The organism is Micromonospora sp. NBC_01699 (assembly GCF_036250065.1).
GTDB lineage: Bacteria > Actinomycetota > Actinomycetes > Mycobacteriales > Micromonosporaceae > Micromonospora_G.
The window spans coordinates 3,676,611-3,697,385 of sequence record NZ_CP109199.1 but is presented as its reverse complement, the minus strand read 5'-3'; the positions used below and the strand labels follow the sequence as shown (position 1 = coordinate 3,697,385).

21 protein-coding genes and 1 pseudogene are annotated in these 20,775 nt (G+C 73.3%); 8 read left to right on the top strand and 14 right to left on the bottom strand.

Annotated features, from left to right (window positions below):
- Window position 1 precedes the first annotated feature (1 nt).
- From OG792_RS16120 to OG792_RS16100, 5 genes are read right to left on the bottom strand one after another with little or no spacing between them, the layout of a single operon-like run.
- Entirely contained in the window at window positions 2-1,684 is a 1,683-nt protein-coding gene (locus OG792_RS16120; RefSeq protein WP_329110502.1) for an ABC transporter ATP-binding protein, read from the bottom strand.
- Window positions 1,684-2,568, bottom strand: coding sequence for an ABC transporter permease (locus tag OG792_RS16115; RefSeq protein ID WP_329110501.1), 885 nt, complete (start codon window positions 2,566-2,568; stop codon window positions 1,684-1,686). Before OG792_RS16115 ends, OG792_RS16120 begins: the two co-directional genes overlap by 1 nt.
- Window positions 2,565-3,506, bottom strand: a complete 942-nt coding sequence (locus OG792_RS16110) for an ABC transporter permease (protein ID WP_329110500.1) — start codon at window positions 3,504-3,506, stop codon at window positions 2,565-2,567. The genes OG792_RS16115 and OG792_RS16110 overlap by 4 nt, the downstream gene beginning before the upstream one ends.
- Complete coding sequence (locus tag OG792_RS16105) at window positions 3,506-5,179, bottom strand: ABC transporter substrate-binding protein (protein WP_329110499.1); 1,674 nt, start codon at window positions 5,177-5,179, stop codon at window positions 3,506-3,508. Before OG792_RS16105 ends, OG792_RS16110 begins: the two co-directional genes overlap by 1 nt.
- 38 nt (window positions 5,180-5,217) lie before the next feature.
- Window positions 5,218-6,465 (bottom strand): acyl-CoA dehydrogenase family protein, encoded by a 1,248-nt coding sequence (locus tag OG792_RS16100; protein ID WP_329110498.1) that lies wholly within the window; start codon window positions 6,463-6,465, stop codon window positions 5,218-5,220.
- 507 nt (window positions 6,466-6,972) lie between these two features.
- Here OG792_RS16100 and OG792_RS16095 point away from each other — a divergent pair.
- Together OG792_RS16095 and OG792_RS16090 are read left to right on the top strand one after the other, a co-directional pair.
- Window positions 6,973-8,379, top strand: a complete 1,407-nt coding sequence (locus OG792_RS16095; RefSeq protein WP_329110496.1) for a selenium-binding family protein — start codon at window positions 6,973-6,975, stop codon at window positions 8,377-8,379.
- The gene (locus OG792_RS16090; protein ID WP_329110493.1) at window positions 8,376-9,017 is read left to right on the top strand and encodes a hypothetical protein; all 642 of its coding nucleotides are present in this window, start codon (window positions 8,376-8,378) and stop codon (window positions 9,015-9,017) included. Before OG792_RS16095 ends, OG792_RS16090 begins: the two co-directional genes overlap by 4 nt.
- Before the next feature lie 71 nt (window positions 9,018-9,088).
- On the opposite strand, the gene OG792_RS16085 is transcribed toward OG792_RS16090, so the two are convergent.
- Window positions 9,089-9,829, bottom strand: coding sequence for an SAM-dependent methyltransferase (locus tag OG792_RS16085; RefSeq protein ID WP_329110491.1), 741 nt, complete (start codon window positions 9,827-9,829; stop codon window positions 9,089-9,091).
- Window positions 9,830-9,996: 167 nt separating this feature from the next.
- Here OG792_RS16085 and OG792_RS16080 point away from each other — a divergent pair, with 167 nt between their 5' ends.
- Window positions 9,997-10,527, top strand: a complete 531-nt coding sequence (locus tag OG792_RS16080) for a GNAT family N-acetyltransferase (protein WP_329110490.1) — start codon at window positions 9,997-9,999, stop codon at window positions 10,525-10,527.
- 3 nt (window positions 10,528-10,530) lie between these two features.
- On the opposite strand, the gene OG792_RS16075 is transcribed toward OG792_RS16080, so the two are convergent.
- Window positions 10,531-10,830 carry an antibiotic biosynthesis monooxygenase gene (locus OG792_RS16075; protein ID WP_329110489.1) on the bottom strand — a complete coding sequence of 100 codons (300 nt, stop codon included), beginning with the start codon at window positions 10,828-10,830 and terminating at the stop codon, window positions 10,531-10,533.
- 177 nt (window positions 10,831-11,007) lie between these two features.
- On the opposite strand from OG792_RS16075, the pseudogene OG792_RS16070 reads away from it, so the two are divergent.
- From OG792_RS16070 to OG792_RS16060, 3 genes and pseudogenes are all read left to right on the top strand, one after another.
- Window positions 11,008-11,874, top strand: a pseudogene (locus tag OG792_RS16070) (universal stress protein); the annotation flags it as partial.
- Window positions 11,875-12,031: 157 nt separating this feature from the next.
- Window positions 12,032-12,241 (top strand): phosphatidylethanolamine-binding protein, encoded by a 210-nt coding sequence (locus OG792_RS16065; RefSeq protein ID WP_329110485.1) that lies wholly within the window; start codon window positions 12,032-12,034, stop codon window positions 12,239-12,241.
- Window positions 12,238-12,744 (top strand): hypothetical protein, encoded by a 507-nt coding sequence (locus tag OG792_RS16060; protein WP_329110484.1) that lies wholly within the window; start codon window positions 12,238-12,240, stop codon window positions 12,742-12,744. The genes OG792_RS16065 and OG792_RS16060 overlap by 4 nt, the downstream gene beginning before the upstream one ends.
- 30 nt (window positions 12,745-12,774) lie before the next feature.
- Here OG792_RS16060 and OG792_RS16055 read toward each other — a convergent pair whose 3' ends face one another.
- Entirely contained in the window at window positions 12,775-12,975 is a 201-nt protein-coding gene (locus OG792_RS16055) for a hypothetical protein (RefSeq protein WP_329110483.1), read from the bottom strand.
- A 131-nt stretch (window positions 12,976-13,106) separates the two neighbouring features.
- Between OG792_RS16055 and OG792_RS16050 the strand changes: the two genes are divergently transcribed.
- The gene (locus OG792_RS16050; protein ID WP_329110482.1) at window positions 13,107-13,775 is read left to right on the top strand and encodes a hypothetical protein; all 669 of its coding nucleotides are present in this window, start codon (window positions 13,107-13,109) and stop codon (window positions 13,773-13,775) included.
- Window positions 13,776-13,815: 40 nt separating this feature from the next.
- Here OG792_RS16050 and OG792_RS16045 read toward each other — a convergent pair whose 3' ends face one another.
- Together OG792_RS16045 and OG792_RS16040 are read right to left on the bottom strand one after the other, a co-directional pair.
- Window positions 13,816-13,986, bottom strand: a complete 171-nt coding sequence (locus OG792_RS16045) for a hypothetical protein (protein ID WP_442932423.1) — start codon at window positions 13,984-13,986, stop codon at window positions 13,816-13,818.
- 109 nt (window positions 13,987-14,095) lie between these two features.
- Window positions 14,096-15,406, bottom strand: a complete 1,311-nt coding sequence (locus OG792_RS16040; protein ID WP_329110480.1) for a hemolysin family protein — start codon at window positions 15,404-15,406, stop codon at window positions 14,096-14,098.
- Window positions 15,407-15,506: 100 nt separating this feature from the next.
- Here OG792_RS16040 and OG792_RS16035 point away from each other — a divergent pair, with 100 nt between their 5' ends.
- Entirely contained in the window at window positions 15,507-16,667 is a 1,161-nt protein-coding gene (locus tag OG792_RS16035) for an SRPBCC domain-containing protein (RefSeq protein ID WP_329110477.1), read from the top strand.
- A 27-nt stretch (window positions 16,668-16,694) separates the two neighbouring features.
- On the opposite strand, the gene OG792_RS16030 is transcribed toward OG792_RS16035, so the two are convergent.
- From OG792_RS16030 to selA, 4 genes are all read right to left on the bottom strand, one after another.
- Complete coding sequence (locus tag OG792_RS16030) at window positions 16,695-16,892, bottom strand: hypothetical protein (RefSeq protein ID WP_329110475.1); 198 nt, start codon at window positions 16,890-16,892, stop codon at window positions 16,695-16,697.
- 6 nt (window positions 16,893-16,898) lie between these two features.
- Complete coding sequence (locus OG792_RS16025; RefSeq protein ID WP_329110473.1) at window positions 16,899-17,525, bottom strand: carbonic anhydrase; 627 nt, start codon at window positions 17,523-17,525, stop codon at window positions 16,899-16,901.
- Between the two features lie 116 nt (window positions 17,526-17,641).
- A complete protein-coding gene (gene selB / locus OG792_RS16020) occupies window positions 17,642-19,408 on the bottom strand; it encodes a selenocysteine-specific translation elongation factor (protein ID WP_329110472.1) in 1,767 nt (588 codons plus the stop codon).
- 2 nt (window positions 19,409-19,410) lie between these two features.
- A complete protein-coding gene (gene selA, locus OG792_RS16015) occupies window positions 19,411-20,769 on the bottom strand; it encodes an L-seryl-tRNA(Sec) selenium transferase (RefSeq protein WP_329110470.1) in 1,359 nt (452 codons plus the stop codon).
- Between the last annotated feature and the right edge of the window lie 6 nt (window positions 20,770-20,775).

Here is a 20,775-nt window from a genome sequence, read left to right as displayed (position 1 = left end):
GCTAGCTGGGCTTGCTCGGGTTCAACCGGGGCACCGCGGCGAGCAGGGCACGGGTGTACGCATGCTGCGGGCGCTCGAAGATCTGTGCGGTGTCACCGGCCTCGACCACCGAGCCGTCCTTCATCACCAGCACCCGGTCGCTGACGTGCTGGATCACGCCCAGGTCGTGCGAGATGAACAGGTAGGACACCCCGAGTCGCTGTTGCAGGTCGGCGAGCAGGTCGAGCACCTGCGCCTGGACCGAGACGTCCAGCGCGGAGACCGGCTCGTCACAGACGATCACCTCGGGCTCGGGGGCCAGCGCCCGCGCGATGGCCACCCGCTGCCGTTGCCCGCCGGACATCTCCAGCGGTCGCCGGCCGAGGTGGCCGGCGTCGAGGCCGACCTGTTCGAGCAACTCGACCGTCCGGTCCCGGCGGCCGGCGCCGCGCCGGTGGCCGATCACCCCGAGTGCCTCGCCGATCACCCGCTCGACCGTGTAGCGCGGGTCGAACGAGCTGAGCGGATCCTGGTAGATCACCTGTAGCCGGCGCCGTTCCCGACGCCGCTCGGTCTGGCTCAGGCCGGCCCAGTCTCGGCCGTGCAGCCGTACCTCGCCGGCGTCGGGACGTTCCACGCCGAGCACCATCCGGGCGGTGGTGGTCTTGCCGGAGCCGGACTCGCCGACGATGCCGAGGGTCCGGCCCGCCCCGAGGGTGAAGGAGACGTCGGAGACCACCGTGCGCCGGACCCCGTCCGGACCGAGAAACGACTTGGTCAGCCCACGCACGTCGACCACGTCCCCGCCGGCCACCGGCCCAGCCGCCGAGGTCCCGCCGACGGCCGGTCCGGCCGAGGTCGCGGCGGCGAAGCGGGTCGCGGTTCGGGCACCGGTCGGGACCGGTACGCCGGAGAGCCGGGTGCCCTTCGGCCGGGTGCCGGGCACGGCGGCCAGCAGCGCCCGGGTGTATTCGTGCCGGGGGTCGCCGAGCACCCGCTCGGTCGGGCCCTGCTCGACGATCACGCCGTCGCGCATGACCGCTATCCGGTCGGCCAGCCGGGCCACCACCGCGAGGTCGTGGCTGACCACCAGCATGCCGCCGTCGCTGGTCTTCAGCGTCTCCAGCAGGGCCAGCACCTGGGCCTGCACGGTGGCGTCCAGGGCGGTGGTCGGCTCGTCGGCGATCAGCAGGCGCGGCGCGCAGGCGATAGCGGAGGCGATCAGCGCCCGCTGCCGCAACCCACCGGAGAGCTGGTACGGATACTGCCGGGCCCGCACCTCCGGCTCCGGTACGCCGACCGACTCCAGCAGCTCGACCACCCGACGCTGCCGCTGGGTACGGGTCAGCCGGGTGTGCAGGGACAGCGGCTCGGCGACCTCCCGGCCGACCGGACGCAGCCCGTCCAGCGAGGAGAGCGCGTCCTGGAGCACGAACCCGATCCGCGCGCCCCGGATCCGGCGCCACCGCCGCTGCGACAGCCGGGTCAGGTCCTCGCCCTCGAAGTCGAGCCGGTCGACCCGTACCCGGGCGCCGGTGCCGGTGAGGCCGACCAGGCTGCGCGAGGTGACGCTCTTGCCGGAGCCGGACTCCCCCACCAGGGCCAGGCACTCGCCCCGGCCGATGGTGAACGAGATCCCGTCGACCACGGTCACGCCGTCGAAGTCGACCCGCAGGTTCTCCACCGCCAACAGTGGCTCGGCCATCAGGACGCCCTCCCCTCGGAGCGGCGCCGCAGGTCCCGGCCGACCACGGTCACCGCGAGCACGGTCAGGGTGATCGCCAGGCCGGGTACGGCGAGCATGAACCAGTCGTTGGAGATGTACTGGATGCCGGTGGAGAGCATGCTGCCCCACTCGGCGGCCGGTGGCGGGGTGCCGAGGCCGAGGAAGCTCAGCGACGCCCCGTTGGCGATCGCGTCGCCGACCCGGATCGTGGCCAGCACCACCAGCGGCTTGAGCGCGTTCGGCAGCACGTGCCGGGCGATCACCGCCGACCGGCGGAGGCCGAGGGTGGTGGCCGCCTCGACGTACGTGGCGCGGCGGACCACGTGCACCTGGGCGCGGACGATCCGGGCGTAGTACGGGACGCTGGCGAACGCCACCGCGAACAGCACGTTGGTCGTGCCGGTACCGACCAGGGTGATCACGACCAGGGCGAGCAGCAGGTCCGGCACGGCGAGGGCGACGTCGACCAGCCGCATCAGCGTCCCCTCGACGAACCGACCGCCGATGCCGGCGAGCAGGCCGAGCAGGGTGCCGCCGGTGACCGCGAGCGCGGTCGCGCCGAGGCCCAGGATCAGCGTGGGGCGGGCCCCGTGAATGATCCGGCTGAGCACGTCCCGACCGGTCTGGTCGGTGCCGAGCAGGTGCCCCGGGCCGGGCGGCAGGAACGCGCCGTCCGGGCTGAGCGCCAGCGGGTCCTGCGGGGCCAGCCAGTCCGGCACCAGCGCCGCGACCACCAGCAGGCCGAGGAACACCGCCGCGAGAGCGACACCGGGCCGGACCGTCCGGCGCCGGGTCCGCCGCCGCGCGGTGGTCGGGGTGGTCGCCGACGGCAGCGCCGCCACGGGTACGTCGAGCGCCGTCACGCCGTCACCACCCTCGGGTCGACCAGGCCGTAGACGATGTCGACGACCAGGTTCACCACCACGTACACGGCGGCGGCGAAGAGGACCACGCCGAGCACCAGCGGAATGTCCTTGGTCGTGACGGCGGTCAGCATGAGCTGCCCGACGCCCCGGCGGACAAACAGCGTCTCGGTGATCACCGCACCGCCGAGCAGGGTACCGATCATGTAGCCGGACATGGTGACGATCTGGATCAGGGCGTGCCGCAGCGCGTGCCGGAGGCGTACCGCCGTGTCGCGCATGCCCCGGGTGCGGGCGGTGAGGATGAACGGCTGCTCCAGCACGTCCTCCAGTTCGGCGCGCAGCACCTGGGCGAGCACCGCGGCGATCGGCAGGGCCAGGGTGACCGCGGGCAGGACCAGGGCGGCGAAGCCGTCGTTGCCGGAGACCGGGAACCAACCGGTACGGAACGAGAAGACGATCAGGAGCAGCAGGCCGAGCACGAACGTCGGGAACGAGGCCAGTACGACCTCGGCCCCCGAGGCGGTCGACCGTACCCAGCGCCGCCGGCCGGCGGTGAACACGGCGACGGTGACCGCCAGCACCAGGGCCAGCAGTGCGGCGCTGAGCGCCAGGGCGACGGTGGGGCCGAGTTGCTCCCCGATCGCCCTGGTCACCGAGATCCGCTGCTGGTACGACTCGCCGAGGTCACCGGTGAGCAGGTTGCCGAGGTAGTTCAGGTACTGCCGGTGCAGCGGCAGGTCGAGACCGTAGTCCTGGCGTACCCGTTCCAGGACGGCCTGGGTGGGATTGGCGCCGTCACCGGCGACGGTCGCCAGCGCGGCGTCGCCGGCGGTCGCGTGCAGGGCGAGGAAGGACAGCGTCGCGGCCCCCCAGAGCACCCCGACCCCGGCGAGCACCCGGCCGCCGATCCGGCCGACCTGCGCGCGGGCCGCCACTACTTTTCCAGCCAGGCGTAGGTGAACAGCGGCGTGCCGTGCGAGGTGTCGACCGAGACGTTGTGCAGTTTCCGGCTGAACGCCCACAGCACCGAGTTGTCGTAGACCGGGATGCCGGGTACGAGTTCGGCGAGCCGGGCCTGCACCTGCCCGTAGAGCTTCTGCTGGGTGGCCTGGTCGGTGGTCTGCCGGGCCTGGTCGAGCCACTGGTCGACCTGCGGGTCGGACAGGTGCGAGGTGTTCTGGCCGAGGCGCTTGGCGTTCGGGATGCTGAAGCTGGCGTACTTGATGTAGAGCACGTCCGGGGTGTTGGTGTGCCAGACGCCGTAGGTGAGGTCGTAGTCGCCGGCGTAGCGCAGGGTGGTGACCTGGGTCGACGGCAGCAGTTGGATGTTGACCCGGATGCCGACCGACTTCACCTGGGCCTGGATCAGGTCGAAGATCGGGCTGACCGTACCGGCCTGGCTGACCGGCCACTGCACGGCGAGTTCCTTCCCGCCCTTGGTGCGGTAGCCGTCGCCGTTGCGGGAGGTCCACCCGGCCTGGTCGAGGAGCTGGTTGGCGAGCTTCGGGTCGAAGCCGGGCAGCTTCACCGCCGGGTCGTAGTACTTGGTCACCCGGTCGACGTAACTGGTCGACTGCTGCCGTTCGCCGAAGCCGAGGGTCGCCACGATCGCCGGTACGTTGACCGCCGCCGCGAACGCCCGGCGTACGTCGAGGTTGTCGAACGGGGCGCGGGAGGTGTTGAACTCCACCGTGTACGGCAGCCCGATCCGGTTGACGTTGGCGTACACGAATTCGGGGTTGTTCTTCAGGGCGGCGGCGTTCTGTGCCGGGACGTAGCCGGTGGCCTGGTACTGCCCACCGGTGAGGGAGTTGAACCGGACCGCGTCCTGGCCGACCCAGGACACCTCGATGCCGTCGAGCTTCGCCTCGCCGGTCTGCTTGAGCTGCGGCGGCGCCCAGTCGTAGCCGGGCCGCTTGGCGAACGTGACGCCCTGGTTCTTGGTGTAGCCGGTGAGCACGAACGGGCCGGAGCCGATCGGTTTCTCGCAGAGCTGCGCCGGGGTGGTCTCGTTGATCGCCTTCGGCGAGAGCAGGCCGAGCCAGCCCTGGGCCAGCACGTCCAGGAACGGGCTGTACGCAACGCTCAGGTGCACCTCGATGGTGTGCGCATCGATGATCTTACTGTCCCGGTACGGGGCGATGTACGGTCCGGCCAGCGGTGACCGGGTGGTCGGGTCGAGCATGTGCTCGAAGTTGACCCGGACCGCCTCGGCGTCGAACGGGGTGCCGTCGCTGAACGTCACCCCCTGGCGGAGCTTGAAGGTGTAGGTCCGGCCGTCCGGCGAGATCTGCCACGACTCGGCCAGGTACGGGCCGGGCTGGCCCTGCTCGTCGAGGTAGACCAGGTTGTCGGTGAGGATGTGGCCAAAGATCTGCTCCACGTCGGAGGAGATGGCGTGCGGGTCGAGGCAGAGCGGGTCGGTGTTCATCGACAGGCGCAGGATGCCGCCGGAGACCGGGGTCCCCTCGGCGTTGAGCGCCGCTCCCCGGGCCGGCTCGTTCGCCGATCCGGGGCCGGTGGCGGCACCACCACCGGCGCCGCACCCGGCGAGCAGGGCTAGTGCGGCCAGACCGGCCAGGCTTCGCAACTTGTGTCGTACGCGCACGGGGGCTCCTTGGCTGTTCGTCGGGGGGATTTGCGCGGTCAGGAGTACGCCGTCGGCGTGACGACGGTGTCGTTGAGGAAGAAGTCCCCCAGCTCGCGCTGCTTGTAGGCGACCGGGTCGTGCAGGGTGTGCGTACGCACGTCGCGCCAGAACCGGTCCAGTCCGACCAGCCGGGCGGTGGACCGGGCGCCGGTGAGGTCGAAGACCCGCGCGGTGGCGTCCAGCGCCACCCGGGTCGAGACGATCTTGCCGGCGGAGATCAGGGCGGCCACCTCGCCGCGTTCCCTCGCGGTCAGGTCCCCGCCCCGCTGGTGCGCCCACTCGATCGCCGCCACCGCCTGGTGCACCAGCGCCGAGGCGGCCTGCAACCGGGCCACCAGTTCGCCGTAGGTGGCCAGCACGTACGGGTCCTCGGTGGCACTGTCCAGGCCGCTGTTGGTCCAGGCCCGACTCCGGGTACGGGTGTAGTCCCGCGCGGCCAGCAGGGCGCCCTCGGCCACCCCGAGGTAGAGGTTCTGGAACAGCACCTGGTTGGACGGAATGGTCAGGGTCTGGTGCGGGGCCAGGTCGGCGCCCTTCGGTGGCAGGGTGCCGACCACGTCCCGGGCGGTGACCGGTACGTCCCGGAACTCGATGCTGCCGCTGGCCGAGAGCCGCTGTCCGAGGCTGTCCCAGTCGTCCGGCCGCAGCACCCCGGGCCATCGTGGATCCACCACTATCCGCAGCCGCTCACCGGATTCCGCGTTCGTGGCGAAGGCGGCGATCCGGTCCGCCACCCGGGCGCCGGTGGCGAAGGTCTTGCGGCCGTTGAGCCAGTAGCCGGCCCCGTCCGGGCGGACCTCCAGGTCGGCGTCGAGTGGGGTGCCGGTGCCGCCCCAGAACCAGCCGTGGGTGACCGTCTCCCGCTCCAGCCGTTCGGCCACGGCGGGATCGTCGGCCAGCGGGCGCCGGCCGAACTTCCAGTAGTGGTAACCGAGGAGCTGGGCGATCGAGCCGTCGGCGCGGGCCAGTTCCCGGACGACCGCGTACGCCGTCGGCCAGCCCTGCCCGCCGCCGCCCCGGTCGGTCGCGATCAACAGGGTCAGCAGTCCGGCCTCGCGCAGCAGCTTGACCTCGGCGAACGGCGGCTGGTTGGCCTGGTCTCGGGCGACGGCGTCGGTGCCGAGTTCGGTGGCGACGCGGCGGGTGATCCGGAGCCAGTGCCGCGCCGGGTCGTCGTCGGCGGGACGGCGGCCGGTGAGCGGACCGGCGCCGGTGGTCGGGGTGGTGGACAGCAGACTTGGCACGGTCGGTCCTTCCGAGGATCGATCGCGGCGGGCGGTACGGGCTTCCGCGCGGGCGGCAACCGCCGGTCGCGGGCCGGCGGCTCGGTGGGGATTCCGGACACGGTGGACGCGTCGTCGCGGCACACCGGATGCGGCGGTCGGGCAGCGTGTGCGCGACGTTGCGGCACACCTGCACGGCCGGGCGTGGTGGGGGGAAGGTCGGGAGTGACCGTGGCACCGTCCGAACGGGACGGTCGGCCGGGTCGGTCAACCGGGATGTGACGCGGGCCGGGATGTCGGCCCCGTCGCCAGCGGCGTCAACAGCTGCTGCTGCAAACCCGTTGGTAGTCGACGAAGCGGCGCCGGACCAGGCGGGTGCTTCGGTTCATGGCGCCGAAGGTAGCCGCCGGACGAGCACAGGGTCTAGATCAATGTGACCTGGCTCACCTATTTTCCCGGTATGCTCTACCTGCTTAGTGGGAATTGCCCGCGACCCGAGCAGAGTGCCATCCGACCAGGGAGCAGCTCGTGACCCGATGGACCCCGGACCCGACCTTCTACGCCTCGCCCCGCGACGCGGTCAACGCACCGCCGGAGAAGCTCGCCTACGTCGCGGCCTTCGACCGCACCGCCCAGCGGCCGGACGCCATCGCGGTGGTCGACGTCGACCCGGACTCGGACCGCTACGGCAGCGTGGTCGGCTGGACCGAGCTACCGCACACCGGCGACGAGCTGCACCACTTCGGCTGGAACGCGTGCAGCAGCGCGCTCTGCCCGACCAACCCGCACCCGCACGTCGAACGGCGCTACCTGATCGTGCCCGGTCTGCGCTCGTCCCGGATCTACGTGCTCGACACCGGGCCGGACCCGACCCGGCCGAAGATCGTCAAGGAACTCGGCCCCGAGCAACTGGCCGACCGGGCCGGCTACTCCCGACCGCACACCGTGCACTGTGGACCGGACGGCATCTACCTCTCCGCACTCGGCGGGGCGAACGGCGAGGAGGGGCCCGGCGGGCTGGCCGTACTCGACCACGACACGTTCGAGGTACGCGGCGCGTGGGAGGCCGACCGCGGACCGCAGTACCTCGCGTACGACGCCTGGTGGCACCTCAACCATGACGTGCTGGTCACCTCGGAGTGGGGCACCCCGTCGATGATCGAGGACGGCATCGTCGGTGAGCTGCTGCTCGGCCGCAGGTACGGGCACGCGCTGCACTTCTGGGACCTGCGCCGACGTACCCACGTGCAGACCGTCGACCTGGGCGACCAGTACCAGATGCCGCTGGAACTGCGTCCCGCGCACGACCCGACCCGGACGTACGGCTTCGTCGGTGTGGTGATCAGCGTCGAGGACCTGTCCGCCTCGATCTGGCTGTGGCACCGCGACGGCGACCGCTGGGCGGCCACCCGCGTGATCGACATCCCGGCCGAGCCGGCCGACCCGGAACTCCTGCCCGACCTGCTCAAACCGTTCGGGGCGGTGCCGCCACTGGTCACCGACATCGACCTCTCCGTCGACGACAGGTTCCTGTACGTCTCCTGCTGGGGCACCGGCGAACTCAGGCAGTACGACGTCGGCGACCCCTTCCACCCGGTGCAGACCGGCTCGGTCCGGCTCGGCGGGATCGTCGGTCGTGACCCGCACCCGGCCCGGCCGGAACTGGCGCTCTCCGGCGGTCCGCAGATGGTCGAGGTCAGCCGGGACGGCCGCCGGGTGTACGTGACCAACTCGCTCTACGGTGCCTGGGACGACCAGTTCTACCCCGACGGGGTCGGCGCCTGGCAGGCGAAACTCGACGTCGACATCGAGGCCGGCGGGCTGGCCGTGGACGAGCGCTTCTTCCCGCACGGCGACGACTTCCGGGGGCTGCGGGTACACCAGACCCGGCTACAGGGCGGCGACGCCTCGTCCGACTCGTACTGCTTCCCGTGACCTGGGCGCAGTGGGGCGCGTTGGCCGCGCTCGGCGCGTTCCACGGTCTCAACCCGGCCATGGGCTGGCTCTTCGCGGTCGCCAGGGGAATGCAGGAACGGCGCCGCGCCGCCCTGTTCTCCGCCCTGCCGGCAATCGCCGCCGGGCACCTCGCCTCGGTGGCGATCGTGGCCAGCCTGGTCAGCGCCACCCGTTCGGTGGTCACCGGCACGGTCGTGCCGGTGAGCGTGGGGCTGGCGCTGGTCGGATTCGGGCTGTGGCGGATCCTGTCCCGGCGGCACTTCCGCTGGGCCGGCATGCGGCTCACGCTGCCGCAGCTCGCCGGCTGGTCGTTCCTCATGTCGTCCGCGCACGGCGCCGGGCTGATGCTGCTGCCGGTCCTGCTCGCCGGGCCGGTGCCGGCCGGACATGGCGGACACGGTACGGCGCTGGCCGCCGCACCCGTCCGTGCGCTCAGCGGCCTGGCCGCCGCCGGCCTGCACACCGTCGCCATGTTCACCACGGCCGCGGCGCTGTCCGTGCTGGTGTACGAGGTGGTCGGGCTCGGCGTGCTGCGTCGGGCCTGGTTCAACGTGGATCGGCTCTGGGCCGGTGTACTGGTCGCCGCCGGCCTGGTCACCCTGGTCACCGCCGGCTGAGTCGCCGGGCGCCGGGGTGGGTCTCGCGGCGGGTGCCGATCCGTTCCGCCGGCGGCCGGGAGGTCACCCGGTCAGCGCAGCGCGACACCGCCGTGGAAGGCGTCCGGCACCTCGGCCGGCGGGCCGTCGGGGCGCCAACGCGCCACCGGGAGGATGCCCTCGGCGGTCAGCCGCCAGTTTCCGAGCAGGTCCGGGAAGGCGGCCGGGTCGCGCATGTGGAAGCCCTCCCCCATCATCGCCAGCGCCTCCGGGTGGCCGGTCAGCTCCTCGCCGTCGAAGTCGAAGGCCAACATGCTGCCCGGTGGGACGGCCCGGTGGAGCTGGTCGAGCGTACGGGCCAGGGTCGGATCGTCGAGGAAGGCGGCCAGACCGAGGAAGACCACCCCGATCGGCTCCCGCCCCCAGCCCGGCAGGAACCTCGCCAGCGCCTCCGGGTCGATCGTCGCCGGGTCGGTCGCGTCGCCGAAGGCGTACCCGGCGCGGTCGTTGCCGGCCAGCACCTCATGCCCCAGCGCGATGGTCACCGGGTCGATGTCGGTGTAGAGCACGTGCGCGTCCGGGGCCACCTCGTGCACGTTGCCGCAGGTCGGCACGCCCGCACCGAAGACCAGGAAGTGGTCGGTCCCGTGCTCGGCCAGGTACGCCACCGAGCGGCCGAGGAAGGCACGCAGCGACCGGAAGATCTCCGCACAGGGCCCGTACGCGCCCTCGAACGCGCCGGCCGCGGCCACGTCGACCGGGTAGTGGTGCCGGCCGCCGAGCCAATAGTCGATCATGCGGGCGGTGCTCGGGGCAACGGGTGTCTCGGTCATCGACGGAGTCCTCTGCTACGGCGTTCGGTGCTACGGCGTACGGCTGCTGCCGCGCTCGGTCGGTCGGCCCGGTCAGCGTACAGAGTGGACCCGTCGGCCGGGCGGTTGTCGTACCGGTGTGGTGGACTCCGAGCGGAACGGAACGTCGGAATGGTTGAGGAGCGAGGGTGCTGTTACGGAACGTGCAGCCGGGCGATGTCGAGGCGTACGTGCGGATGCGCTGCGACCCGGTGATGATGGCGGACCTCGGCGGCCCGCTGCCGCGTACGGGGATCGAGGCGAAGGTCGCCCGGGACGCCGAGCGGGCGGCGGCGGACACCGACTGGATCATGATGATCGTGCCCGACGGGAACCGCCCCGAGCTGGTCGCCGGCACGGTGGCGCTGTGGTCGCACGACAACGACGGCGAGGTCGTGTCCGAGATCGGGTGGATGGTCCTGCCGGAGTTCCAGGGGCGCGGGCTCGCCAAACGGTCCGCCCTCGCGCTGCTCGAACGGGCCCGCGACGAACGGCGCTGGGGACCGGTGCACGCCTACCCCGCGAGCACCAACGGCCCGTCGAACGGCATCTGCCGCTCGCTGGGCTTCACCCTGGTCGGCGAGCAGGAGGTCACCTTCGCCGACCGGCTGCTCCGGTCCCACCACTGGGTCATCGACCCGGCCACCGACCTGCCCGGAGCCGCCGTACCCGGCGCGTAGACCTCACCTGACCCGGCCGTCGAGCACCCTGCCCTCCTCGGAGCTGACCAGTTCGTCGATCAGTTCGAAGAACGCCCGGATGTAGGGCAGGTTCCCGCCCTTGGCCCGGGAGGCGGCAAGATCCTCCGGCGACCGCCAGAACACGATGTCGACCCACTCGTCATCGGGCAACTGGACCAACCGGGCATCGAGGAAGCCCTCCCGGTCGGCCTCGAAGTCGCGCAACATGGCCGGTCGCGCGGCGAGCATTTCCTCGGCCCGCTGCGATGCCACCCGGAACCGGGTGAGTTCTACGGTAACCATCGTCGCCCCCATGGTGATCGCGCTGGTCGGGTCGCGAACAAAGGCAGATTATCGGCAGCACCACGACCGAACCGGCTTTCGGCCTACGACCTGGTCGACTCTGGCCCCGGCGGCCACCGCACCCGCCCATACTGGGGGTGACCCCCGCCCCCATCGCCAGCGGGAGGAGGGCCAGCCGTGGACGTACCGAGCGGAGCGCCGGTGGTGGTCGGCGTCGACGGGTCGCCGACCGGGCTGGCCGCGGTCCGGTTGGCGGTGGACGAGGCGCTGCGCCGGTCCCGCCCGCTGCGGGTCGTACACGCCTTCGTCTGGCCGAAGCTGAAGGTGTCCGGCAAGCCGTCACCCGCCGGCCCGCCCGAGGGCGGGCTGCGTCAGCAGGCCGAACAGGTGCTGGCCGAGGCGGTCGCCGAGGCACGGGCGGCGGCACCGGGCCTTTCCGTCACCGGCGAAGTGGTGACCGGGTTCGCCACCGCCGTACTGGTCGGGGAGTCCACCAACGCCGCCCTGGTGGTGATCGGCGACCACGGCCTGGGCGGCCTCACCAGCCTGCTGATCGGATCGGTGGCGGTCCAGGTGACCTCCCACGCGACCAGCCCCGTCCTGGTCGCCCGGGGACGACCCGACCCGACCGGGCCGGTGGTGGTCGGCATCGACGGCTCGCCGCGCTCGACCCGGGCGATCGCCTTCGCCGTCGACGAGGCGGCGTTGCGCGGCACCCACGTGGTGGCGGTGCACGCCTACCGGCACCCCGTCTCGACCCAGGCCGGGGACGTGCTGCCGACCGTGCACGACAAACAGGCACTGCGCGAGGACGAGGACCGGGTGCTGGCCGAATCGGTCGCCGGCTGGCGGGAGCGCTACCCACAGGTGGAGATCAACCGCCAGCTCATCCCCGGCCGCGCGGCACCGGCCCTGGTCGAACTCTCCCGGTACGCCCAACTCGTCGTCGTCGGCGGACACGGCCGGGGCGCCCTCGGCGCGCTACTGCTCGGCTCGGTGAGCCAGCACGTCCTGCACCATGCGGAAAGTCCGGTGGCGGTCGTGCACCACACGGCGCAGGTGCAACCGGAACCGCGTACCCGGACGGTGGCCGACGCCGGGCGCGAGGCCGACCTCCAGCCGCGCGACGCGAATGGCCCCCACCTGGGCGGGTAGACACCCCGGGTACACCGTCGGACACAAACGGAACGGGGACAAGCGAATGCCAGGACCACGACCGGGCAGCAACGCGTACGACGTCGAACGGGCGCGGCTGCGCAAGCTCATCGAGGACTCCGGGCGCGCCGTGGACAAGGGCGCCAACACCGTGGCGAACCAGGTCCTACAGGACGACCGGGGCCAGCGGGGTGTGTTGCGCAGCGAGCGCGGGCGCGGCCCCAAGGGTGAACGCGGACGCGACGAGCGGAGATGACGATGCGGGCGTACGGCAACTCGGGCGTGGACCGGCGCGCCGCCGCCGTGGACGGCGCCATCGCCGGCACGGTCGGCACTTTGGCGCTGAACGCGGTCACGTACCTGGACATGCTGGTCCGGGCCCGGCCGGCGAGCAGTACGCCGGAGCAGACCGCCGGACGGTTCGCCCGGACCGTACACCTGGATCTGGGGCCCGGGGAACGGGCGGCGAACCGCCGCTCGGGCCTCGGGCCCCTGCTCGGCTACGGCACCGGGGTCGGCGCCGCGGTTCTGGTGACGGTGCTGGCCGCCGGACGCAGGTGGCCGCTGCCGGTGGTCGGGATCGTCCTGGGCGCCGGTGCGATGTTCGCCTCGGACGCTGCCATGACCGGTCTCGGCGTCACCGATCCGCGCCGGTGGAGCCGGTCGGACTGGCTGTCCGACGCCGTGCCCCACCTGGCGTACGGCTTCGCGGCGGCGGCCACCTGGTACCGGCTGGGTCGGTCGGGCCGGTCCCGATGACCGTGCCCGCCGACGTCTCGGCCGCCGGTGTTACTCGGAGCGGCGCTCGGGCTCGGCGGCCCGCGCCACCGGCCGGGCCGACGGCCCGTACGGGGAGACCTGTTCCGGTGGGACAGGTCGGGCGGCGCCACCGGAGGACTGGCGCCGGTCGCCCGGCCGCGGACCCTTGCTGTCCTGCACGGTCGGGTTGTTCTCGTTGCGTCGCATCTCGGGTTGCTGCACGTTCGTCATCGCTGTCTCCTTCCGCGCTCGGTGCCGGCGCTCGACGCACCGACCCGCACCGGCTCGATTACCCGGCCCCCGGTCGGCCATGCCGGTGCTCCGGCCGGGCTAGCGGCGGCGTCAGCGGGTAGGCAGAGGTCATGAACGATCGTGAGGTGGTCAGGGCCCTGCTCGACCGGTACGGGCAGACGTACGCCCAGCAGGCCGGGATCGAGCTGGCCGACCGACCGGTGCCGCTGTACCAGTTGCTGGTGCTCACCACGCTGCTCAGCACCAGGATCCGGGCGAGCGTGGCGATCGCCGCCGCCAGGGAACTGTTCGCCGCCGGATTCCGGTCGCCGCAGCAGATGGCGGCGGCGAACCGGCGGAGTCTGCTGGCCGCGCTCGGTCGCGGCCACTACCGGCGGTACGACGAACGGACCGCGACCATGCTCGTCGCGGGCGCCCGGCTCTGCCTGGACCGCTGGCACGGCGACCTGCGCAAACTGCACGCCGAGGCGGGCGACGACCCACCGGCGCTGCGCCGGCTGATCACCGAGTTTCCCGGTATCGGCCCGACCGGGTCGGAGATATTCCTGCGCGAGGTCCAGGCGGTCTGGCCGGAACTGCGCCCGTACACCGACCGGCGGGTGGGTACCGGTGCGCAGCGGCTCGGGCTGCCCGCGTCGGCGGACAAGCTCGGCGACCTGACCGGCGGCGCGGACTTCGCCCGGCTGGCCTCGGCCCTGGTCCGGGTGTCGCTCGGTGAGCAGCCGATCGACGACCGCGAACTCACCGGCGACCTGGCCCGCGCCGTGGCGGCCCGCTGACCGACCGGCGGGGTACGCGCTGCCGGATCGGCGGGTGCGGTCAGCTTGTCGAGGGGTTTCCGGGCTTGGTGAGGTGCCAGACGATCAGGCCCGCCACCAGCGCCAGCACCAGGATGGCGGTGGTCAGGTCCTGACCCTCGCTGGTGCCGAAGAAGATCACCGCCAGCCCTGCCAGGACCGACAGGAAAGTCCGTAATCCATTATTTTTCACGCAATTAACGTAATAACGCGGGTGAGCGGCGTCCCCCGCTCGGGCGGACCGTGCCCGTACGGGTCGGCGGGTCGCGACCGACCCGCCGGACCCGTACCGACCGACCCGGTCACCGGCGGTCGTCGGACCCCTGGTCCGGTTCACCCTGGCCGTGCTCGGCGCCGGTACGCAGCCGTACCGCCCGGATGGCGTGCCCGGCGACCTCGACCACCTGCGCGGTCAGTCCGGGCAGCCGCAGGGTCTCGCCGGGGCCGGTGGGTAGGTGCCCCAATCCGGCCAGCAGCAGACCAGCGACGGTGGTGTACTCCCCGGTCAGCGGGACCCGCAGGGTGATCCCGAGATCGGGCAGGTCGTGCAGCGGAAAGCTGCCCGGCACCAGCAACGCCCCGTCCGGCTCCCGGACCACCGACTCGACGTCCCGGTCGGTCTCGTCGTACAACTCGCCGACCACCTCGGCCAGCAGGTCCTCCATCGTGATCAGCCCGTCAGTGGCACCCCGTTCGTCCACCACGAGCGCGAGCTGGTGACGGTGCTGGCGCAGTTGCCGCATCGCGTCGGCCACCCGGAGCATCTCGGGCAGGAACACCGCCGGCCGGGCCCGCTCGCCGACCCGGCACCCGCCGCCGACCAGGTCGCGGATGTGCACCACCCCGACCACGTCGTCCAGCCCGGTCGGCCCGGTCACCGGCGCTCGGGACCGACCGGCCTCGGCCAACCGGAGCAGTGCCTGCTCGATCGCCATCGTCGCGGGCAGGCTGGTGACCTCTCGGCGTGGCACCAGGATCTCCCGCAGGGTACGGTCGGCGATCTCGAACGCCCCGGTGAGGATCTCCCGCTGCTGCGGCGACACCCCACGCTGGCTGACCACCAGCTCACGCAGTTCCTCCGGGTTGATGTCCTCGCGGGTGGCGTGCGGGTCGGCGCCGAAGACCCGGACCACCAGGTTCGTGGCGGCGCTGAGCAGCCAGACGACCGGCCGCACCAGGGTCGCGAACAGGTCCAGCGGCCGGGCGACCAGCAGCCCCCACCGCTCGGCCCGCTGCATGGCTACCCGTTTCGGCGCCAGCTCGCCGAGCACCAGCGTGACGAAGGTCAGGATCGCGGTCACCACCACCACCGCTGCCGGTCGGGCGGCCCCGCCGAGGAAACCCAGCGGGCCGATCAGCGGCTCGGCCAGCGACACCGCCGCCGCGGCCGAGGCGAGGAACCCGGCCAGTGTGATGCCGATCTGGGTGGTGGCCAGGAACCGGTTCGGGTCGCGGGCCAGCCGGGCCAGGACCCGCCCGTTACGCGACCCGCGCGCCAGGCCGCGCATCTGGCCCTCACGCAGCGAGACCAGCGCCATCTCACTGCCGGCGAAGGCCGCGTTGATCAGGACCAGCAGCAGCACCAGCCCCAACTCCGTGCCGTGTCCTCCCACGACCCCCGTCGCCCCCCATCCACCCCTGAGGCCACCTAACCCCAGCCGCGTGGGCCGGCGGGGCGGTTTGCCCGGACAAGTGGGTCGGTACAGTCACGCGGTGACCGATATCCGGACAGAGGTTGACCTGCGCCACCCCGTGGACCGGGTCTGGCGTGCGCTCACCGACCAACAGCTGCTTGAGAAGTGGCTCGGCGCCACCGACCTGGTACCCGAGGACGGCGCGCCGTTCGAGCTGCGCCCGATCGGCCTGCCCGCACTCGACGGTGCGGTCAACGGCGCGGTGGTCGAGGTCGACGAGCCCCGGCGGCTGGTCCTGCGGTGGCGGGAGAGCGGCGTACGGGTGCTGGTCGCGTTCGAGCTCACCGACACCGAGGACGGCTGCCGGCTGACCCTGCGGCAGTCCGGCACCGACGGGCACTGGACGGCCGAGCAGGACGAGCAGCGCCAGCACGACCTCGACCAACTGCTCGCCGGACCGCTGCCGGCCGTACTGGACTGGCTCGCGTTCCGCGAGCTCGACTTCACCTCGGAGACGCCCACCACCGACGCGGCGGCCGACCCGACCGTCGACGGCGCCACCCCCGGCGGTACGTGGGCCGACGGCGCACCGGCCGACGGCGGCCCGGAGCGGCACCGGCGGCGGCTGGCGGTCGGGCTGATCGCCGCCGCGATCGTGCTCGGCGGCACCATGGTGGTGATCGCGGTCATCCGCCCGCTCGGCCCGACCACCACCGCCGCCCCCCGGGTCTCGGCCACCCCCTCCGGTGTTGCCGGCAGCGGGCCGGCGGGCCCGGCGGCGGGCGCCGTACCGTCAGCGGCCGGTGCGCCAGCGGTGACCGCGACCGGCTCGGCACCGGTCAGCCCGTCCGTGACACCGACCGCCGCGACGCCCCCGGCGTCGCCCACGGCCGGCGGGCCGCCCGCCGGCAACGCCCCGCTGCCCGGCCGCCCGAACCTCGACGCCCGGTACGCCCGCGCCTCCAACGAACTGCTCGGCTACACCGGGGAGATCGTGCTGACCAACTCGGGCACCGCCGAGGCGACCGGCTGGTCGGTCACCGTCGTCCTGCACGGCGGGGCCACGGTGACGGGCTCACCCGGGGCGGACCACGACCAGAAGGGGCGGACGGTCACGTTCACCGGAGCGGCCGTACCCGCGGGTGGCTCGGCCCGGTTCACGTTCCAGGTGAACGCGGCGCTGAGCGAGCGCCAGCCGGAGAGCTGCCGGGTGGGTGACCGCGCCTGCGCCGGGGTGTGACACCGATCGGAACGCGACCGACGGCGGTCACATCTCTTCGAGGTCGTCGAGTTCGAGCCCCTGGATCATCAGCCAGCGGGCCAGGCCGGCGAGGCCGAACAGCCACAGCGGTGCCGACTCGGTGGTGCCGTTGGTCGCGTACACGGCGAACCTGAGGTCCGGTGCGCGGATCGCCTCGATCCGCCAACGGTGGTTACGGTCCCGCCAGGTCGTCACCGGGTCCATCGGCCGTCACACCCCGAAGCCGCCCACTCGGCGCACGCTGCCCTCGGCCAGCCGGTACGACAGACCGACGACCCCGCACCTGCCGTCGGCCAACCGCTCGGCGATCACCGCCGAGCGGTGCGCCAGCATGTCGACGGTGTACTTGACGTGCTCCTCCACGGCGATGTCGGGATCCGTCGCGGCCTGCTCACGTACGGGGAGCACGCTCAGCATGACCCGCTCGACCACGTCCCGCATGAAGCCGGCCGGGGTGACGTCGTGTTCGATCGCGGCCAGGGTGGCGGCGATGGCACCGCAGGAGTCGTGTCCGAGCACCGCGATCAACGGCGTGTCCAGTACGGCGACGGCGTACTCGATGCTGCCCAGCACCTCCGGCCCGACCACGTGCCCGGCGGTCCGCACGACGAACAGGTCACCCAGGCCGCGGTCGAAGATGATCTCGGCGGCCAGCCGCGAGTCGGAGCACCCGAACAGCACCGCGAACGGCCGCTGCGCCGGGGCGAGCGCGGTCCTGCGGTCGGCATCCTGGTGCGGGTGCTGGCGGTCGCCGCTGATGAACCGCCGGTTGCCCTCCAGCAGCAACTCGAATGCCGCCGCCGGAGTAGCCGGCCACTTCAGACCCGTCTCCAACATCGTCACTCCCCACCGCCGAACCGGGTTACCGGTCGTCCCGCCGGGCGCGGATGACCGGCCGGATTCGTCCCGCACACCGTACTCGGCGGGAGCGTCGAAGCGGTGTAGGCGAACGCTCATGGTGGTGGGCGCAACACGACCCGCGTGTCGTCGGGCAGCCGCCGGGTCGCTCCCCGCGCGTCGAGCAGTTCGAGCAGCGGCACCGCCACCCGGCGGGTGGTGTCCAGGGCCTGTCGGGCCCCGCTGAGGGTGAACGGCTGCGGTAGCCGGGCGAGCACCCGGACCGCCTCGTCGACGGCGTCGGGCAGCAGGACGACGGCGCCGCCGAGGCGCAGCAGCGCCCCGGCCCGTACCGCCGCCGCCAGTTCCCGATGATTGAGGCCGATCTCGGCCAACCGGGTCGCCTCCGGGGCCCGGAAGGGGGCTCCGGCGAGGTCGGCGCCGACCCGGTCGACCGCCCGGCTCACCGCCGGGGGCAGCGCACCGGTTGCCGTACCGATCGTGATCCGACCCTCCCGGACCACCAGCGGCGGGCCGACCAGGGCCTCGACCAGCGCCCGGTCGGGCAGGTCGAGGCGGTGCCACAGCGCCGCCGGCGGGACGCCCGGCTCAAGCGGACGATCGGCGAGGTAGCGGCGCACCTCGTCGGCGAGGCGACCGGTCAGGTCACGCCAGTGGTCCGGGTCGGCGTGCCAGTCGCCGACCACCGGCCGACCGGTCACGATCAGGCCCATCCGTTCCAACCCGGACCGCCGGACCAGTCCCCGGCGGCGCAACTCGGCCCGCTCGTCGGGCCGGCCGTCCATGCCCGCCAGGTCCGCCGCCCGGCTCGCCGCCGCACCCCGGCGCCGCAACGGCGGCGGTACGACGTCCAGCACCGTCACCCCGCCGAGCACCCGCCGCTGTCCCGGATCCCGCAGCAGTCCCCGGTCACCGAGCCGCAGCGGCAGCGGGCGGGCCAGCCGGAGCCGGGCGGTGTCGACGCCGAGCGGCCGGACCCGGACCTGCACCGCGGCCGAGCCGAGGTGCAGCACGACCGTGGCCGGCAGCCGCGCCACCGGGTCGCCGTGCAGGCGCACGTCGACGACGTCGGTCGGCTGGAACCGGCCGGGGGTGAGCAGCGCGTCGCCGCGCCCGACCCGGTCCCGTGGGACTCCGCGCAGGTTCACCGCGACCCGGGCCACCCCGGCGAGCCGATCACGGGCCACGCCGTGCGACTGGAGCCCGCGTACGCGTACCCGCCGGCCGGTGACCCCGAGTTCCAGCTCGTCGCCGGTGCGCAGCTCGCCCCCGCCGAGGGTGCCGGTGACCACGGTCCCGCTGCCGTGCACGGTGAACGACCGGTCCACCCAGAACCGGACCGGCGCGTCCGCCGCCGGCACCGGCATCCGCCCGACCAACCGGTCCAGCGCCGTACGGAGTTCGGGCAGGCCGGCACCGGTCAGCGCGCTCACCGCGACCGCGTCGACCGGGCCGAGGCAGGTCGCCCCGATCCGGTCGAGGGCCTGCGCCGTGGCCGGACCGGGATCGGCCAGGTCGGTACGGGTGACCGCGAGCAGCCCGTACCGGACGCCGAGGGCGTGCAGCGCGGCGAGGTGCTCGGCGGACTGCGGCATCCAGCCCTCGTCGGCGGCGACCACCATCAGGGCGGCCGGCACCGGGCCGACACCGGCGAGCATGTTCGGCACGAACCGCTCGTGTCCGGGTACGTCGACGAAGGCGACCCCGGCACCGGACGGCAGGCTGGTCCAGGCGAAGCCGAGGTCGATCGTCATGCCCCGGCGGCGTTCCTCCGCCCACCGGTCGGGCTCCATCCCGGTGAGCGCCCGGACCAGGCTCGACTTGCCGTGGTCGACGTGTCCGGCGGTCGCGATGACCTGCACCGTCAGTCGCCGGGCCGGGGTCCGCGCCCGGCCGCCCGGTGCACCGCGACGCGCAGCGCCGGATCCAGTTCGGGCGGCACGCAGCGCAGGTCGAGCAGGAGTTGTCCCCGTTCCACCCGGCCGAGCACCGCCGGGTCACCGTGGCGCAGCGCGGCGGCGTACCCGGCGGGCAGGGCGACGGCCCACGACGGCAGTTCCACGCCGGGGGCGCCGCCGCCGCCGACGACCGCGGCGCAGCCGACGACCCCGGCCGGTACGCCGTCGGCGGTGAGTGCCGCGCGCAGCCACTCGGCCCGTACCCGCAACCCGTCCGGGTCGGCCCGCAGCGCCTGCCAGGTGGGTGTTCCGGACCCGCGCAGGGTGGCCTCCAGGGCGGCCAGGGTGAGCTTGTCGACGCGTACGGCACGGGCCAGCGGGTGCCGGCGGAGCCGTTCGACCAGTTCGGTCCGGCCGAGCAGCAGCCCGGCCTGCGGCCCGCCGAGCAGCTTGTCGCCGCTGGCGGTGACCAGTGCCGCGCCGCAGCGCAGCGCGGTGGCGGCGTCGGGTTCGTCCGGCAGCAGCGCCTCCGGCGCCAGCAGACCCGAACCGATGTCGACCACCACGGGTACGCCCAGCCCGGCGAGGTCGGCGACCGGTACGGCGGCGGTGAAGCCGCGTACGACGAAGTTGGACGGATGCACCTTGAGCAGGAACCCGGTGTGCGGTCCGAGCGCCGCCGCGTAGTCGGCGCGGGTGGTGCGGTTGGTGGTGCCGACCTCGCGCAGCCGGGCCCCGGTCGAGGCGAGCAGGTCGGGCAGGCGGAAGCCGTCGCCGATCTCGACGAGCTCCCCGCGGCTGACCACTATCTCCCGGCCGGCGGCGAGGACCGTGGCGGCGAGCAGCAGTGCCGCCGCGCCGTTGTTGACCACGTGCACCGCCTCGGCGTCCGGGACGGCCGCCGCGAGCGCGGCGAGCGCACCCCGGCCGCGCCGGGCCCGCCGGCCGGTGCCGAGGTCGAGTTCGACGTCGGTGTGGCCGGCGGCCACGACCAGCGCGGCGACCGCCGTCGGCGACAGTCGGGCCCGGCCGAGGTTGGTGTGCAGCACGACGCCGGTGGCGTTGACCACCGGCCGGGGGCCGGCGACGGCCCCGGAGAGGGTGGCGGCGACGACGGTCGGAACGTCCTCGGGCCCGATCTCGCCGCGCCTGGCGCGCTCCTGGGCGTGGCCGATCGAGACCTTGACCCTGGCCCGGCCGAGGGTCGCGACCGCGCCCGCCAACCGGGGATCGGCCAGCACCAGGTCCGTCCGGGGCACCCGCCGGCGCGGATCGACCGGCGCGCCGGTGGGTGGACGGGTACATCCACCGGGCAGCAGGTCCATCCGCGA